The 16,323-nt window shown below is 71.8% G+C and carries 14 protein-coding genes; 5 read left to right on the forward strand and 9 right to left on the reverse strand.

Annotation, left to right across the window (positions count from 1 at the left end):
* Window positions 1-48 precede the first annotated feature (48 nt).
* From ACFPLC_RS28695 to ACFPLC_RS28715, 5 genes are read right to left on the reverse strand one after another with little or no spacing between them, the layout of a single operon-like run.
* Window positions 49-1,497 (reverse strand): purine-cytosine permease family protein, encoded by a 1,449-nt coding sequence (locus ACFPLC_RS28695; protein ID WP_378193134.1) that lies wholly within the window; start codon window positions 1,495-1,497, stop codon window positions 49-51.
* Window positions 1,494-2,852, reverse strand: coding sequence for an aminobutyraldehyde dehydrogenase (locus ACFPLC_RS28700; protein WP_378193137.1), 1,359 nt, complete (start codon window positions 2,850-2,852; stop codon window positions 1,494-1,496). The genes ACFPLC_RS28695 and ACFPLC_RS28700 overlap by 4 nt, the downstream gene beginning before the upstream one ends.
* Window positions 2,849-4,495: a thiamine pyrophosphate-binding protein gene (locus ACFPLC_RS28705; protein WP_378193140.1), complete on the reverse strand. Its 1,647-nt coding sequence runs from the start codon at window positions 4,493-4,495 to the stop codon at window positions 2,849-2,851. The genes ACFPLC_RS28700 and ACFPLC_RS28705 overlap by 4 nt, the downstream gene beginning before the upstream one ends.
* Entirely contained in the window at window positions 4,492-5,436 is a 945-nt protein-coding gene (gene speB, locus ACFPLC_RS28710; RefSeq protein ID WP_378193142.1) for an agmatinase, read from the reverse strand. Before speB ends, ACFPLC_RS28705 begins: the two co-directional genes overlap by 4 nt.
* Entirely contained in the window at window positions 5,429-6,874 is a 1,446-nt protein-coding gene (locus tag ACFPLC_RS28715) for a sodium:solute symporter family protein (protein ID WP_378193145.1), read from the reverse strand. Before ACFPLC_RS28715 ends, speB begins: the two co-directional genes overlap by 8 nt.
* Window positions 6,875-6,970: 96 nt before the next feature.
* On the opposite strand from ACFPLC_RS28715, the gene ACFPLC_RS28720 reads away from it, so the two are divergent.
* Genes ACFPLC_RS28720 through ACFPLC_RS28730 form a run of 3 tightly spaced genes read left to right on the forward strand, consistent with a single transcriptional unit; the run spans window position 6,971 to window position 10,310 of the window.
* Window positions 6,971-8,473 (forward strand): PucR family transcriptional regulator, encoded by a 1,503-nt coding sequence (locus ACFPLC_RS28720; RefSeq protein ID WP_378193148.1) that lies wholly within the window; start codon window positions 6,971-6,973, stop codon window positions 8,471-8,473.
* Window positions 8,474-8,508: 35 nt separating this feature from the next.
* Entirely contained in the window at window positions 8,509-9,189 is a 681-nt protein-coding gene (locus ACFPLC_RS28725) for a response regulator transcription factor (RefSeq protein ID WP_191315728.1), read from the forward strand.
* Window positions 9,186-10,310 (forward strand): sensor histidine kinase, encoded by a 1,125-nt coding sequence (locus ACFPLC_RS28730; RefSeq protein ID WP_378193151.1) that lies wholly within the window; start codon window positions 9,186-9,188, stop codon window positions 10,308-10,310. The genes ACFPLC_RS28725 and ACFPLC_RS28730 overlap by 4 nt, the downstream gene beginning before the upstream one ends.
* A gap of 48 nt (window positions 10,311-10,358) precedes the next feature.
* Here the strand turns inward: ACFPLC_RS28730 and ACFPLC_RS28735 are convergent, their stop codons facing one another.
* Complete coding sequence (locus ACFPLC_RS28735; RefSeq protein ID WP_378235762.1) at window positions 10,359-11,222, reverse strand: IS5 family transposase; 864 nt, start codon at window positions 11,220-11,222, stop codon at window positions 10,359-10,361.
* A gap of 112 nt (window positions 11,223-11,334) precedes the next feature.
* Complete coding sequence (locus ACFPLC_RS28740) at window positions 11,335-12,033, reverse strand: alpha/beta hydrolase fold domain-containing protein (RefSeq protein ID WP_378207608.1); 699 nt, start codon at window positions 12,031-12,033, stop codon at window positions 11,335-11,337.
* A gap of 98 nt (window positions 12,034-12,131) precedes the next feature.
* On the opposite strand from ACFPLC_RS28740, the gene ACFPLC_RS28745 reads away from it, so the two are divergent.
* A complete protein-coding gene (locus ACFPLC_RS28745; protein ID WP_378235959.1) occupies window positions 12,132-12,458 on the forward strand; it encodes a hypothetical protein in 327 nt (108 codons plus the stop codon).
* 8 nt (window positions 12,459-12,466) lie between these two features.
* A complete protein-coding gene (locus ACFPLC_RS28750) occupies window positions 12,467-12,895 on the forward strand; it encodes a hypothetical protein (protein WP_378207611.1) in 429 nt (142 codons plus the stop codon).
* Here ACFPLC_RS28750 and ACFPLC_RS28755 read toward each other — a convergent pair.
* Together ACFPLC_RS28755 and ACFPLC_RS28760 are read right to left on the reverse strand one after the other, a co-directional pair.
* A complete protein-coding gene (locus tag ACFPLC_RS28755; RefSeq protein ID WP_378207614.1) occupies window positions 12,892-15,003 on the reverse strand; it encodes a 3-hydroxyacyl-CoA dehydrogenase NAD-binding domain-containing protein in 2,112 nt (703 codons plus the stop codon). The two genes, ACFPLC_RS28750 and ACFPLC_RS28755, sit on opposite strands and share 4 nt — an antisense overlap.
* Window positions 15,004-16,194, reverse strand: coding sequence for a thiolase family protein (locus tag ACFPLC_RS28760; RefSeq protein WP_378207653.1), 1,191 nt, complete (start codon window positions 16,192-16,194; stop codon window positions 15,004-15,006). It lies immediately after the preceding gene.
* Between the last annotated feature and the right edge of the window lie 129 nt (window positions 16,195-16,323).

Raw genomic sequence — 16,323 nt, forward strand, 5'->3', positions numbered from 1 at the left:
CACCGGTAGAGTGGAAAACGGGGGGCGCCCCCGCGCGGGGGGGTCGGCTCAGGCTTCGGCGGGGAGGGCGTCCGCCACCGGCCGGGGCGCCGAAGCGAAGACCTCCGGCGGTTCCGGGAACAGCTTCACCAGCACCGGGTACGCCACCGCAGCGGTCGCCAGCGTCACCAGCAAGCTCACGTCCACTCCGCCGGCCACCTCCCGCCACGGCCCCGCGATCATGGGGGTGTTCGCGCACAGCAGCCCCAACGTCGTCGCCGGGATCCAGGCCGCCATGGCTCGCCAGTTCACGCCCCGGGCGAACCAGTAGCGCCCGCCCTTGCGGCCTTCGTTGAACACCTGCAGGTCCGCCACGTCGTAGTACCCCCGCCGCTGGACGAAGCCGATCATCATGATCACCATCCAGGGTGAGGTGCACAGGACGATCAGCGTGGCGAAGGCGTTGATGCTCGACACCATGTCCAGCACGAAATTGCCGACGAAGATGAACGCCACGCTCAACGTCCCGATCAGCAGCGTCGCCTGGACCCGGGACAGCTTCGGGAAGATCGAACTGAAGTCCAGGCCCGTTCCGTACAGCGACGTCGTTCCGGTCGACAGGCCGCCGATCAACGCCACCACGATCAGCGGGATGGCGTACCACAGCGGGGAAATCGCCGTCAGGCCGGTAATGTAGTCGGCCGGGTTCGCCACCAGCGTCGCCGTCGCGATGCCGAAGCCGAACGGCAGCAGCGTCGCCACCTGGGCCAGGAACGGCGCGGCCAGCAGGGAACGCTTGCTGTGCGACGCGGGGATGTAGCGGGCCCAGTCGCCGAGAAAGGCGCCGAAGGAGATCGGGTTGGCCAGGGCCGTCAGTGCCGCCAACGTGAACGTCGGCCAGAACGTGCCCAGCGCGTACGTTCCCGTGCCCGCGTAGCCCGGGTCGAACGTCCCGCCGTAGGCGAACACGCCCAGCAGCATGATCGCCGTGCCGAGGGCCACCGCGATCCGGTTGACCAGCAGCATGAACCGGTAGCCGTAGATGCACACCACCAGCGTGGCGATCGCGATCACGCCGTACGCGAAACCGCGCAGCACGGGACCGCCGTCGAAGCCGAACAGCCGTTGAGCCGCCCCGGCCACCGCGTCGCCGCTCACCCACACCGAGATAGCGAAGAACGTGATCGCCGTCAGCAGCGACAGGAACGAGCCCACGCAGCGGCCGACCACGCCGAAGTGCGCGCCCGACGACACCGCGTTGTTCGTGCGCGTGCGCGGGCCGAACAACGCCATCGGGGCCAGCACCGAGCCACCCACCACGACGCCGAGGGCGGTGGCCAGGACCGCGTCGCGGAAGCTCAGTCCGTACGCGATCGGCAACGTGCCCAGGATGATCGTGGCGAAGGTGTTCGCGCCGCCGAACGCCATGCGGAACAGGTCGCGCGGGCGCGAGGTCTGCTCCTCCGGCGGGATCGGGGCGATGCCGTGCTGCTCGACCTCGGTGATCTTCTCGCTCATGCGAACCTCGTCATCACGTGCTTGACCCGCGTGTACTCGGCGAAGGCGTACGCCGAGAGGTCCTTTCCGTGGCCGGAGTGGCCGAAGCCGCCGTGGGGCATCTCGGCGACCAGCGGCCCGTGCGTGTTCACCCACACGCAGCCGAAGTCCAGCTCGGCCGACACCCGGGCGGCGACGGCGAGGTCGCGGGTCCAGACCGAGGAGGCCAGCCCGTACGGGACACCGTTGGCCAGGGACACCGCCGTGGCTTCGTCCGAAAAGGACTGGACGGTGAGCACCGGGCCGAAGATCTCCTCCTGGACGATCTCGTCGTCCTGGCGCACTCCCGAGATCACCGTGGGGGAGAAGTAGAACCCGCGCGTACCGAACCGGGTCCCGCCGGTTTCGAGGTGGGCGTGTGCGGGCAGCCGCGCGATGAGGCCTTCGACGCGCGAGAACTGCGCCGCGCTGTTCAACGGCCCGTAGTCGACGCCCGGGGTCTGCTCCGCAGCGGCCTTCGCCAGCGAAGCGACGAAGTCGTCGTGGATCGACTCGTGGACCAGGACCCGGCTGCCCGCCGTACAGTCCTGGCCCGCGTTGTAGCACGCCGCGCCCACGATGCCCTCGACCGTCGACGCGAGGTCCGCGTCCGGGAAGACCAGCAGTGGTGCGTTGCCGCCCAGTTCCAGGTGGGTGCGCTTGAGGTCCGCGGCCGCCACGGTGGCGACGTCGATGCCCGCGCGCGTCGAGCCGGTGATCGAGACGAGTGCGGTGATCGGGTGCCTGACCAGGGCGCGGCCGGTGTCGCGGTCGCCGGTCAGGACCGTGAACGCCCCCGCGGGCAGGTACTCCGCCGCGACGCGGGCCAGCAGCACCGCCGTCGACGGGGTCGTCTCCGCCGGCTTGAGGACCACCGTGTTGCCCGCCGCCAGGGCCGGGGCGATCTTCCAGACCGCCATCATCAGCGGGTAGTTCCACGGCGCGATCTGCGCGCAGACGCCGACCGGCTCGCGGCGGATCACCGACGTGTGACCCGGCGCGTACTCCCCGGCCGCGGTGCCCTCCAGTTGCCGCGCGGCGCCGGCGAAGAACCGCAGCGCGCTCACGCACTCCGGGATCTCCTCTTCGAGCACCACCGACCGGATCTTGCCGGTTTCCCGCACTTCGAGGTCGGCGAACTCGGCCGCCCGGGCCTCGAGGGCGTCGGCGATCTTCAACAGGGCCAGCTGCCGCTGCGCCGGAGTACTGCGGCGCCAGGTCGCAAACGCTTGCGCGGCCGATTCGAGCGCCGCGTCCACCTCGGACTCGGAGGCGACGGGGCTGGTGCCGAAGACCTCGCCGGTCGCCGGGTCGGTCAGGTCGAGGGTGCGGGTCATGCCTTCTCCAGGTGGGTCGGCGCGAACAGCTTCAGCAGGGCGGGGAGGACGACGACGGACGGCCCGGGCGTGCGCAGCGCTTCGGCGAGGTCCGCGCCCACTGTGTCCAAAGAGGACACCCGGGCGGGCACGCCGAACGAAGACGCCAGTGCGGCGAAGTCGGGCCGGGCCAGCTCGGTGGCCGTCGTCCGGCCGAAGGCGCCGGTGAGGTATTCGCGCAGGACGCCGTAGCCGCCGTCGTCGACGATCAGCCACGTGACGTCGAGGCCGTGCTGCACCGCCGTGGCCAGCTCGGCGACGCCGTACATGGCGCCGCCGTCCCCGGACACCGCGAGCGTGGGACCACCACCGGCCGCGGCGCCGCCGAGCGCGCCCGGCAGGCCGTAGCCCAGCCCGCCCGCGCCCTGCGCGGTGTGGATCGGCGCGCCCTCGGGGTTCCACGCCGACCAGGCCCAGTACGCCGCGATCGTCATGTCCCAGAACGTCTGGGTGCCGTCGGGCAGCGCCGCGCGGATGTCGTCGATCAGCTTCCGTTCGGTGGCCAGGTCCTGACTGTCCAACCGGGACTCCACGGCGGACAGCAGCCCCGACACCGCCTTCTCGGCCCGTCCGTCGGACGCCCGCATCGGCACCCACTCCAGCAGGGCCTGCAGCGTGAGCCGCACGTCGGCGTGGATGCCCAGGCCGGGGTAGTTCGACTCCAGCTTCCCGAGGTCGGCCTCGACCTGGATCACCCGGCCGCGCGGGGCGAACTCGCGGTAGTTGCTCGACAGCTCGCCGAGGCCGGAGCCGAGCACGAGCAGCACGTCGGCGCCGGCGAGGAACTCCGTGGTGTGCCAGTCCTCCAGCCACGACCGCCCGGACAGCTCGTGGTCCCAGCCGAAGACGCCCTTGCCGCCGAACGTCGAGATCACCGGCGCGCGCAACGCCTCGGCCAGCGCCGTCAGCTCGGCGGAAGCACCCGACCGCAACGCCCCGCCGCCGGCGAGGATGACCGGGTTGGCCGCCGCGCCCAGCAGCTCCGCCGCCGCGGTGACCAGCTCTGGCAGGGGTTCCAGGGCCGCGGGGGTGGCCGACACCGACGTGATCGGCGGGAGCCCGGCCGGGCCGAGCAGCACGTCCTGGGGGATCTCGACCCACAGCGGGCCGTAGGGCGCGGTCGCCGCCGACGTCCACGCCTCGCGCAGCGCCGTCGGGAGCTGGCTCGCCCGCCGCACGACGTGCACCGACTTCACGACGTCCCGGAAGCTCGCCTGCTGGTCGGGCAGTTCGTGCAGGTAACCGTGCCGCCCGCCGCCGAGCCCGGCGACCGGGACCTGGCTGGAGATGCCGAGCACCGGCACCGAGGCCGCGCGCGATTCCTGCAGCGAAGCCAGCGTCAGCAACGCACCCGGCCCGGTCGACACGACCAGCGGCGTCACCGGCACCGGCCCGTCCGGGTCCGCCGCGAGCCGCGCGCGGGCGAACCCGTCGGCGGCGAAGGCGAGGTTGTTCTCGACGCGCCCGCTGATCACCCGCAGGTCGTCGGCGCGCCGCAGTGCCTCGAACAGGCCGAGCGCGTGCTGGCCCGGCAGGCCGAACACCGTGTCGGCACCCAGCGCCCGCAGGGTTTCGACGACGACGTCGCCGCCGATGCGGGTCATGCGCCCTTCCCCAGCGCCAGCAGGCTCACCAGGTCGTAGGCGACGTGGGAGGCCGCGATGGCGGTGATCTCGGCGTGGTCGTAGGCCGGGGCCAGCTCGACGACGTCCGCGCCGACCAGGTTGAGGTCGTGCAGCCCGCGCAGGATCTCCAGGAGCTCGCGGCTGGTCATGCCGCCCGCTTCCGGCGTGCCCGTGCCGGGCGCGTGGGCCGGGTCGAGGACGTCGATGTCGACCGAGACGTACAGCGGCCGGTCGCCGATGCGCTGCCGCAGCGCGTCGACCGTCTCGGCGACGCCGCGGCGCAGGACGTCGCCGGAGGTGACGATGCCGAAGCCGAGGCGGCGGTCCTCTTCCAGGTCGCGCTTGCCGTACAGCGGCCCGCGTGTGCCGACGTGCGACAGCGCGCTCGTGTCGAGGATGCCTTCCTCCGACGCCCGCCGGAACGGGGTGCCGTGGGTGTACGGCTCGCCGAAGTAGGTGTCCCACGTGTCGAGGTGCGCGTCGAAGTGCAGCAGCGCAACGGGTCCGTGCTTCTTCGCCGCGGCGCGCAGCAGCGGCAGTGCGATCGTGTGGTCGCCGCCGACGGTCACCAGCCGCGTCCCGTCCGCTTGCAGTGCTTCGGCTTCCTGCTGCAGCGTCTCGATCGCTTCGCCGATGTTGAACGGGTTGACCGCGATGTCGCCCGCGTCGACGACCTGCTTCTCTTCGAACGGCGAGACGTCCAGCTCCGGGTGGTACGGCCGCAGCAGCCGGCTCGCCTCGCGGACGGCCGCCGGGCCGAACCGCGCGCCCGGCCGGTAGGAGACTCCGGAGTCGAAGGGCACCCCGACGACGGCGACGTCGGCGCGCTCGACCTGGTCGATCCGCGGCAGCCGCGCGAAGGTCGCGAAGCCGGCGAACCGGGGGACGCGCGACGAGTCGAGGGGTCCGATGTTAGGCACTGGTGGGCTCCTGTTCCCGGTTCTCGATGGGGGTTTCCGCGCCGCTCAAGCGGCGGGTCCAGACGGAGAGGATGGTGTCGGAAGTGCGGGGCGTGGCCAGGCTGACCGCCAGGTAGACCACCAGGCTCGCACCGAGGCCCCAGTAGATCGGGGTGTTGGCGTCGACGCCGTCGATGATCATGAAGGCGATGACCGAGATCGTGCCGGCCACCATCGACGCGTACGCGCCCTGCCGGGTGCCGCGCTTCCAGAACAGCGCGCCGACGATCGCGACCAGCAGGCCGCCGACCAGGATGTCGTAGGCGATGGTGAGCGCGTTGACGACGTCGTCGACGACCATGGCGATGCCGATCGCCAGCAGGCCGAGCAGCAGCGTGGCGAGCCGGTTGCGGCTGACCTCGCCGCCCTTCTTCAGGCCCAGCTTGGTGAGCAGGTCGGACGTCGTCGTGGTGGAGCAGGCGATCAGCGCGCCGCTGGCCGTCGACATCATCGCCGACAGCGCGGCGGCCAGGACCAGGCCGCGAACGCCGGTCGGCAGCAGCCGCTCGACGATGGTCGCGAAGGCGTCCTGCGCGCTGGCGATGTCCGGGTACAGCGCGTGGGCCGCGGTGCCGATCAGGGCGCCGGCCAGGCCGTAGACCAGGCAGTAGACGCCGGACGTGATGCCCCCGGACGTCGCGATCGCGGGCGTGCGGGCGGTGAACACGCGCTGCCAGATGTCCTGGCCGATCAGCAGGCCGAAGGTGTAGATGACGAAGTAGGTGATGATCGTGTCGGTGCCGATCGAGGTGAAGCTGAAGAAGCTCGCGTCGAGCTTGGCGCTCATGCCGTCGAAGCCGCCGGCCGAGCTGATCGCCACCGGCAGCAGGATGGCCAGGATGCCGATGGTCTTGATGACGAACTGGGCGATGTCGGTGAGCGTGATCGACCACATGCCGCCGAGCACCGAGTAGAGGACGACGATCGAGCCGCCGATCGCGATCCCGGCCCAGTTCGGCAGGTCGAACAGCACCTTGAAGATGGTCGCGAAGGCCAGCGTCGAAGTCACCGTGAGCATCAGCGTGTAGCCCCACATGACGACGCCGGACACCGCGCTGGTGCGGCCACCGTAGCGCAGGTCGAGCATCTCGCCGACGGTGTAGACCTTCAGCCGGACCAGCCGCCGCGCGAACAGGGCGTGCAGCACCAGGATGCCGACGCCGATGCTGACCACCAGCCACATGCCGGAGATGCCGTAGGTGTAGCCGAGCTTCACGCCGCCGACGGTCGACGCGCCGCCGAGGACGACGGCCGACATCGTGCCGGAGTACATGAACCAGCCCAGCCGCCGCCCGGCGACGAGGTAGTCGGACTTCGTCTTCGCGAGCCGGAGGCCGTACCAGCCGACCCCGAGCATGCCCGCGATGTACAGCGCGATCACCGCGTAGTCGCCGGTCACGGTGTCCTCCTCACGTCGTTTCGGGTCACCGTAGGTTCGCCCGGCACCTCCCCGGCATGGGATGATTCGTCCCCAGTCGACTTCGATAGGGACGAAATGACCGCGAACACGGATCCGCTGTCCACGGAGGTGAATGTCCCGTTACGGGACGTGGTCGGCAACCGGGAGCTCGCGCTCGAGGTCGTCCCGGAAACCCTGCGGCCGGGTGCGCTGGACACCCCGGTGCGCTGGGCGCACGTGAGCGAGCTGCAGGATCCCGCGCCCTACCTGCTGGGCGGCGAGCTGATCCTCACCGCCGGGGTCGACCTGCCCGAGCGGATCGACCGGTACGTGCGCGGGCTGCGGGACGCCGGCGTGACGGCGCTGGGCTTCGGGCTCACCCCGAACGTGCACGAAACCCTGCCGGAGGCCCTGCGCCGGGCCTGCGCGCGCCACGGGCTGCCGCTGCTGGTGGTGCCGCCGCGGACGCCGTTCCTGGCGATCAACCGGGCCGTTTCGGTCGCGCTGACCGAGGCCGGACAGCGGGAGCAGCGGCGGATCACGGCGGCGCGCGAGACGCTGACCCGCGCCGCGGGCGGCGGGCTCGGCGAGCTGACGTCGGCGCTCGCGGCGGTGCTGCGGTGCTGGGTCGCCCTGGTCGGCGCCGGGGACGTGCTGGCCGCGGCGCACGACGCGCCCGTGCCGCTGCCGCCGTCGGTGCGGGAGTTGATGGCGACCGTGCGCGCGGGCAGCGGGATCCGGAGCGCGACGACCGAGACCGGCGGCGGCTTCGTCGTCGTCCAGCCGGTGTACCCGCAGGCCACGGCGTCGCACCTGGTGGTGGTCGGCCGGTCCCGGCGGCTCGACGGCGCCGAGCGGACGATCCTCGCCGTCGGCGCGGCCCTGCTCGGCCTGGTCGGCCGCGCGGGCTCGGACGCGGCCGAGCTGGGCGCGGCGGCCACCGGCCTGCTGCTCGGCCGGACGTCGCCCGGGGAGGTCGCCCGGGCCCTGCTGGGGTCGGAGGTCGTCCGGCTGGTCGCCGGGACGGCGTACCGGCGCGGCCCGGACGAGGTGGCCCAGCGCCCGGACTGGCTGCGGGCGCGGCTGGACACGCCCCTGGTTTCGGTGTCGCCCGGGCGGTTCGTCGCGATCGCCGAGTCCGCCCCGCCCGTCCCCGTGTTGGAGGACCTGCGTGCGCACGGCTGGCTGGCGGCCGTGGGCACGCCGTCGCCCGCTTCCCGGGCGGCTTCGGCCGGGGCGGAGCTGGAGGTGCTGCTTTCGCGGGCTTCCGCGCTCGGCCGTCCGGTCGTGGCGGGGGATTCACCGCTGGATTTCGACGCGCTGCTGGACCCGGGCGCGTCCCGCGGATTCGCGTCGAAGGCGTTGGAGCCGCTGGTGGCGCTGGACCGCGCGGGCGACCGGGCGCTGGTGCCGACGCTGCGGACGTGGCTGGCCCACCACGGCGGCTGGGAGCCGACGGCCGCGGAACTGGGCGTGCACCGCAACAGCGTCCGGCACCGGATCGCGCAGGTGGAGAAGGCACTGGGCGTGGACTTGGCGGACCCGGAGACCCGGATGCGGCTGTGGTTCGCGCTCCGCTGGATCGCCCCTGATCCTTAAAGGGCACTCTCAGGAAAATATGGGATTGTGGGTTCGTGCGAGTTTTGGTAGTCGAGGACGAAGAACCCCTGGCCGACGCGATCGCCCGCGGGCTGCGCCGGGAGGGGATGGCGGTGGACGTCGCGCTCACCGGGGACGACGGGCACGAGAAGGCCGCCGTCACGCGGTACGACGTCGTGCTGCTGGACCGCGACCTGCCCGGGATGTCCGGCGACGAGCTGTGCCGGGAGATCGTCGCGTCCGGGGAGCTGACCCGGGTGCTGATGCTCACCGCGAGCAGCTCGGTGTCCGACCGCGTGGACGGGCTGTCGCTGGGCGCCGACGACTACCTCGCCAAGCCGTTCGCCTTCCCCGAGCTGGTCGCGCGGGTGCGGGCGCTGGGCCGCCGGGCCACGCCGGCCGCGCCGCCGCTGCTCACCGCCGGGGACGTCGAGCTGGACCCGGCCAAGCGGACGGTCCGGCGCTCGAGCGGGCCGGTCGAGCTGACGCGCAAGGAGTTCGGCGTCCTCGAGGTTCTGCTGCAGGCCGCCGGATCCGTGGTCAGCAGCGAGGAGCTGCTGGAGCGCGTCTGGGACGAGAACGCCGACCCGTTCACCACGACCGTCCGGGTCACCGTGATGACGCTGCGCAAGAAGCTCGGCGAGCCGGGGATCATCGAGACCGTCGTCGGTTCCGGGTACCGGGTGCCGGAGCCCGGCACACCGCAGCGCGCGTGAACCTGCCGGGCACCCGCACCCTCCGCGCCCGGATCACCCTGCTGGCGACCGTGCTGGTCGCCGCGGTCAGCCTGCTGCTGCTCTGGCTGGCCTGGACGCTGGTGCGGGACTCGCTCGACACCGTCCCGCAGATGCCGCCGGGCAGCGTGGTGGTCGTCGACGGCGTCCAGGTCGACGCGTCGGCGCTGGCGGAGCACCTGCGGGTGCACGCCCGCGACCGGATGCTGCTGTTCGGCTCGATCGCGTTCCTGCTGGTGGTGGCGGCCGCGGCGATCCTCGCCTGGACGTTCACCTCGCGGGTGCTGCTGCCGCTGCGCGAAATCACCGGCACCGCGCGGCGGCTGTCGGTCGAGTCGCTGGGGGAGCGGATCGGCGAGATCCGCTCCCGCGACGAGCTGGCCGAGCTGGCGAGCACGTTCGACGACATGCTCGACCGGCTCCAGGCCGCGTTCGACGCGCAACGCCACTTCGTCGCCAACGCGAGCCACGAGCTGCGGACGCCGTTGTCGGTGATCCGCACGGAACTGGACGTCACCCTCGCCGACGACAACGCCGACGAAGCCGAGCTTCGCCGGATGGGCGGCGTGGTCCGGGACGCCACCGAGCGGGCCGGGCAGCTGGTCAACTCGCTGCTGCTGCTGGCCCGCACCGACGGCGCCGGGCTGGGCGTGCACGAGCCGGTGGACCTCGCGGTGGTCGTCGACCGGGCGTGGCGCGCGGTTCAGCGCGAAGCCTCGCAACGCGGCATCCGGGCGACGTTCTCCGTGGTGTCGGCGTCCGCGTTCGGCGACCCGGCGCTGCTGGAGCGGATCGCGGGGAACCTGCTGGAGAACGCGGTCCGCCACAACGTCGACGGCGGCTGGCTGGAGGTGGTGACGCAACCGGGGCCGCGGTGGTCGATGCTGCGCGTCCGGTCCTCGGGCGGCCTGGTCGACCCGGCGGCGGTGCCGGAGCTGTTCGAGCCGTTCCGCCGGGCCGGCGTGGCCCGCACGGCCCGCTCGGGCGCGGGCCTGGGGTTGTCGATCGTCCGCGCCGCGGTGGCCGCCCACGGCGGAACGGTCACGGCGGAACCCATCGTGGGCGGCGGCCTGGGCGTGACGGTCCACCTCCCGGTCCACTGAAAGCCCTCGTGAGTGAGAAACAGTGTTAGAGCCTGTCTTGGATCTTGGTTAGGTGGTCCTGGCCCGCTGTTTCTGGCGGGTCAGGCGCCTGGTCATGATAGTGATCATGGAGAGGTTGATGAAGGCTGCGGAGTGCTCGGGCAGGCGTTCGTAGTCGCGGACGTTGCGGCGGGCTTGGGTGATCCAGGAAAAGGTGCGTTCGACCACCCAGCGCCGGGGCAGGATGACGAAGGTTTTCTGACCGACGATTTTCTTGACGATGTCGAGTGTCATCCGCAGGGTTTTCCTGGCCCAGTCGACGAGGTCGGCGCTGGTGTAGCCGCCGTCGGCCCACACCCATCGCACGCCGCGGTGGGCGGCGTGCAGCGCGGGCAGCAGCAACCGGGCGGCAGTGCGGTCTTGCAGGTTGGCCGCGGTGACCAGCACGACCAGCAGCAATCCTTGGGTGTCGGTGGCGATGTGGCGTTTGCGGCCGTCGATCTTCTTCCCGCCGTCATAACCCCGGCCGGCGCGGGCGACGGTCTCGGCGGCCTTGACCGACTGGGAGTCGATCACCGCCGCGCTCGGGGCGGGATTGCGTCCCGCTTTCACCCGGATCCTCTCCCGCAGCCGGTCCCGGATCCGCTCGAACACCCCGGCCTTGGACCAGCGGGTGAAGAACCCATGCACCGTCTGCCACGGCGGGAAGTCCGGCGGCAACGCCCGCCATTTGATGCCGTTGTCGGTGACATAACGCAAGGCGTCGACGATCGCGCGGCGGGGATGTTTCTCCGGACGGCCACCTGCCGCGGTCTCGCACGCGGGCGTGGGCAGCAGCGACTCCAGCAGCGCCCACTCGGCATCGCTGGTGTCGGAGGGGTAGCGACGCGGACGACAGCCCGCTGACGTGGCCTTACCGGCGGCAGGGTACAAAGAAGACCGGGCCTCTGCTGGTCGTGATCATGATGTGGTGTCAAGATCATTAGCAGAGGCCCGACCCATACCCACAGACGGCATCAAAAACAGGCTCTTAGAACACTGTTTCTCACTCACGAGGGCCGCGGGAGAGGGCGAGGGCGGCGCGGAGGACTCCGGCTGCGTGGACCATCGCCGCGCGGGCGTCCGGGTCTATGCCCACTCGGTTGGCGAAGCCGTGGAGCTGGCCTTCGTGACGGCGGTGGACCACGGGGACTCCCGCCGCAGCGAGGCGGGCCGCGTAGGCCTCGCCTTCGTCGCGGAGGAGGTCGAAGCCGCACGTGGCCACGAACGTCGGGGGCAGGCCGTCGAGGCTGTCGTCGTACAGGACCGAGGCGCGCGGGTCGCGGTAGCGGGCCGGGTCGCGGACGTACTGGTCCCGGTACCAGGCCCATTCGTCCCGGTCGAGGCGGAAGCCCGAGCCGAACTGCCGGTGCGATTCCGACGTGCCGAGCGCGTCCGTCGCCGGGGTGAGCAGGAGGCTGAACGCCGGGCGGGGCAGCTCGCCGCGGGCCGCCGCGTGGGCGACCACCGCCGCCAGGTTGCCGCCGCTGCTGTCGCCGCCCACCGCCAGGCGGGCCGGGTCGATGCCGAACTCCGCCGCGTGCTCGTAGACGAAAGCGAACGCCGCGACCGCGTCCGAAGCCGCCGCCGGGAACGGGTGTTCCGGGGCGAGCCGCCGTGGAAGTACACGATCGCCGGGCCGGGCGCCGGGACGCCGGCCGGTGCGTAGAGCCGCAGCGGCAGCGGGCCGGCCGGCCCGGGCCACGAGAGGTCCCGGGTCCGCACGCCGGGGCAGATGCCGGCGCCGGCCAGCGCCCCCGCCAGGTCCAGTTCGGCCCGGGTTCGCACGAGGCTGCCGTTGCGGTGCGGCGCGTCGAACGGCGCGAACCGCGAAACCCGCATGAGCACCTGGGCGGTGAGGACTGGCTGACGGCCGTCCACCAGCACCGGACGGCCCGCGATCACCCGCAGCACGGGCGAAGGCAGCCGCAGCAGGAAGCGCAACCCGGCCATGATCGACCGCACGAGCAGCCGGCGGGACAGTCCGTTCAGCACAGGTCCACGAAAATCGGCTTCGCGTCCCGCCACAAGTCCTCGAACGGGTTCGCCTGCCCGATGCGGTGTGGTCACCGGCGGACGCTGGGCCGCCGGGGTGAACGGGCGGTGTTCCGGCGGCCGGCTGTGCTGTGATCTCCGGTGTGGAGGAGAACCGCCTGACCCGGGTGCTGCCGCCGGTGATCGCGCTGGCCGCGGCCGCCGGAGTGGGGCTCGCGTTCTTCATCGATGCGCTGGTCCGCCCACCCGAGCTGCCGATCGACACAAATCCGGCGCCCCTGGAAGGGCACACGCTGTGCGCGGCGGTAGTCGTGACGTATGCGTCCGAAGAGGACATGCGGGCCGCGCTGCCGGTGCTGCGCGACGATCCGAAGGCCCGGCGGGTGTTCGTGGACCCGCCCTCGGTCGACCTGCTCGCCGTCCCGGGCACCGACCTCAAGGCGTGGGCGCTCCAGCTGCACGCCCGCTACCGGACCGCCGAGCGGGTCACGGTGATCGACTCCGACGCGACGGCGGCGCAGCTGAAACTCACTGCGCCGCCGCCGAAGTGCCCTCGCGAGGGCGAGTACTAGGCCGTCGGGACCGAGGCCACACCCGGGGCGAGGAAAGGCTTGCCGTTCACGCGCTCGGACACGCCGGAGCGGTCCAGGTACGGCGTGATGCCGCCGTTCCAGAACGGCCAGCCCGCGCCCAGGATCAGGCACAGGTCGATGTCCTGCGCCTCGGCGACCACGCCCTCGTCGAGCATGATCCGGATCTCCTCGGCGATGGCCGACAGCGCCCGGTCGCGCACCTCCTCGGAGGTGGACGGCTTGTCACCCTGCGTCCAGAGCTCGACGACCTCGGGGTCGGCCGACTGGTTGCCCTGCGCGTCCCAGATCCAGACGCCCTTCTTGCCCGCCTTGACGAACTTCGCGAGGTTCTCGGACAGGGTGAACCGGTCCGGGAAGGCCTCGTGCAGCGTCTCGCCGACGTGCAGCGCGATGGCCGGGCCGACGAGCTGCATCAGCGTCAGCGGCGTCATCGGCAGGCCCAGCGGCTCCAGTGCCTTGTCGGCGACCTCGAACGGCGTGCCCTCGTCGACGGTGACCAGCACCTCGCCGAGGAAGCGCAGCAGAAGCCGGTTGACGACGAACGCCGACGCGTCCTTCACCAGCACGCTCGACTTCTTCAGCTGCTTGCCGACCGAGAACGCCGTCGCCAGGGCAGCGTCGTCGGTCTTCTCGCCGCGGACGATCTCCAGCAGCGGCAGCACGGCGACCGGGTTGAAGAAGTGGAAGCCGACGACCCGCTCGGGGTGCTGCAGCTTCGACGCCATCGCGGTGATCGACAGCGACGAGGTGTTCGTCGCCAGGATCGCCTCGGGCTTGACGTGCTGCTCCAGCTCGGCGAACACCTGCTGCTTGACGCCGAGTTCCTCGAAGACCGCTTCGATGACGAAGTCGGCGTCGGCGAACGCGGCCTTGTCGAGCGAGCCGGTGACGAGCGCCTTGAGCCGGTTCGCGCCGTCCGGGGACAGGCGCTTCTTGCCCAGCAGCTTGTCGATCTCGGCGTGGACGTAGCCGACGCCCTTGTCGACGCGCTCCTGGTCGACGTCGGTCAGCACGACCGGCACCTTCAGGCGGCGCACGAACAGCAGCGCGAGCTGGCTGGCCATCAGGCCGGCGCCGACGATGCCGACCTTGTTCACCTTGCGCGCCAGGGACTTGTCCGGCGCGCCGGCCGGGCGCTTGGCGCGCTTGTTCACCAGGTTGAACGAGTACAGCCCGGCGCGCAGGACGTCGGACATGAGCAGCTCGGCGAGGCCTTCGGTCTCGGCCGCGTACCCGCGGTCGAGGTCGTTTTCCTTCGCGAGTTCGAGCAGCTCCACGGCCTTGGTGGCGCCCGGCGACGCACCGTGCGTCCGACCGTCCACGATGGACTTGGCCCGCGCGATGGCCGCGTCCCAGGCCGAACCGCGGTCGATCTCGCGGCGCTCCGGCGTGATCTCGCCGTTGACCACCTTCGCCAGCCACAGCAGCGACTGCTCGAGGTAGTCGGCCGAGCCGAAGACCGCGTCGACGATGCCGAGCTCGGCCGCCTGCTTGACGTTGAGCATCTTGTTCTGCGCCAGGGCGTTCTCGATGATCACCGTGACGGCCGCGTCCGCGCCGATCAGGTTCGGCAGCAGCTGCGTGCCGCCCCAGCCCGGGAACAGGCCGAGGAAGACCTCGGGGAACGCGATCGCGGCGGTGTTCTCCGACAGCGTCCGGTAGTGGCAGGAGAGCGCCAGCTCCAGGCCGCCGCCCATGACCGCGCCGTTGACGAACCCGAACGTCGGGATCTTCGACTCGGTGAGGCGGCGGAACACGTCGTGCCCGGTCTGGGCGATTTCGCGCGCCAGCTTCGGGTCGCTCACGGCCTCGACGCCGGAGAGGTCGGCGCCGACGGCGAAGATGAACGGCTTGCCGGTGACGGCGATCGCGGCCGGCTCGGCCTCGAAGGCGACATCGAGCGCGGCGTTCAGGGAGACGAGCCCCTGCGGGCCGAAGGTGTTCGGCCGGGTGTGGTCGTGGCCGTTGTCGAGCGTGATCAGCGCGACGGGCTTCTCGAGCCCGGGCACCTTCACCAGGCGCGTCACGGCGTGCGTGACGACCTCGTCCGGGAAAGCGGCCTTCGCTTCTTCAGCGGTGAACGTCATTTACTTCGCCCCCTCGAAGGCCGGGTTCTCCCAGATCACGGTGCCGCCCATGCCGATACCGATGCACATCGTGGTCATGCCGTACCGGACGTCGGGCCGCTCGGCGAACTGGCGGGCCAGCTGCGTCATGAGCCGGACGCCGGACGAGGCCAGCGGGTGGCCGCACGCGATCGCGCCGCCCCACTGGTTGACGCGCGGGTCTTCGTCGTCGATGCCGAAGTGGTCGAGGAAGGCCAGCACCTGCACGGCGAAGGCCTCGTTGATCTCGAACAGGCCGATGTCGTCGATGGACAGGCCGGTGCGCTTGAACAGCTTCTCGGTGGCCGGCACCGGGCCGATGCCCATGACCTCCGGCTCGACGCCGGCGAAGGAGTAGCCGACCAGCCGCATGGCGACCGGCAGGCCCAGCTCGCGGGCGGTCTCCTCGTCGGCGAGGATCGAGGCGGTGGCACCGTCGTTGAGGCCGGCCGCGTTGCCCGCGGTGACCCGGCCGAACGGCCGGAACGGCGTCTTGAGGTTCGCCAGCTGCTCGACCGTGGTGCCCGGCCGCGGCGGCTCGTCCTCGGTGGCCAGGCCCCAGCCGAGTTCCTTGGAGCGGGTGGCGACGGGGACCAGCTCGGGGCCGATCTTGCCGGTCTTGACGGCTTCGGCGTACTTCTCCTGGCTGCGCGCGGCGTAGGCGTCGGTGCGCTGCTTGGTGATGGCCGGGAAGCGGTCGTGCAGGTTCTCGGCGGTCTGGCCCATGACCAGGGCGGTCGGGTCGACGAGCTTGTCGGCGATGATCCGCGGGTTCGGGTCGACGCCTTCGCCCATCGGGTGACGGCCCATGTGCTCGACGCCGCCGGCGATGGCGATGTCGTAGGCGCCGAAGCCGATGCCGGACGCGGCGGTCGTCACGGCCGTCATGGCGCCGGCGCACATGCGGTCGATGGCGAAGCCGGGGACGGACTTGGGCAGCCCGGCCAGCAGCGCGGCGGTGCGGCCGATGGTCAGGCCCTGGTCACCGGTCTGGGTGGTGGCGGCGATGGCCACCTCGTCGACGCGCTCGGGCGGCAGCTCGGGGTGCCGCCGCAGCAGCTCGCGGATGGCGTTGACGACGAGGTCGTCGGCCCGGGTCCCGGCGTACATGCCCTTGTCGCCGGCCTTGCCGAAGGGGGTGCGGACCCCCTCGACGAAGGCGACGGTGCGCACGCCTCGCGCGGTCGGCGCGAGCGGCGTTGCTGGTGCGGCCACTGAAGCTCCATGAAGTAGACAGGTCTTCTTGCGGGGGTCCGGGTGGCGGAGCCCCCGGCCGGGGCGGAGCCCCGGTTGTCACTGTCC

It is taken from the genome of Amycolatopsis plumensis (assembly GCF_042652605.1).
In the GTDB taxonomy this organism is placed as follows: Bacteria; Actinomycetota; Actinomycetes; order Mycobacteriales; family Pseudonocardiaceae; genus Amycolatopsis; species Amycolatopsis plumensis.

Coding starts and splice junctions, on each gene's coding strand:
- ACFPLC_RS28695 (WP_378193134.1), bottom strand. CDS start 1,497: ATGAGCGAGAAGATCACCGAGGTCGAGCAGCACGGCATCGCCCCGATC.
- ACFPLC_RS28700 (WP_378193137.1), bottom strand. CDS start 2,852: ATGACCCGCACCCTCGACCTGACCGACCCGGCGACCGGCGAGGTCTTC.
- ACFPLC_RS28755 (WP_378207614.1), bottom strand. CDS start 15,003: ATGACGTTCACCGCTGAAGAAGCGAAGGCCGCTTTCCCGGACGAGGTC.
- ACFPLC_RS28720 (WP_378193148.1), top strand. CDS start 6,971: ATGACCGCGAACACGGATCCGCTGTCCACGGAGGTGAATGTCCCGTTA.
- ACFPLC_RS28705 (WP_378193140.1), bottom strand. CDS start 4,495: ATGACCCGCATCGGCGGCGACGTCGTCGTCGAAACCCTGCGGGCGCTG.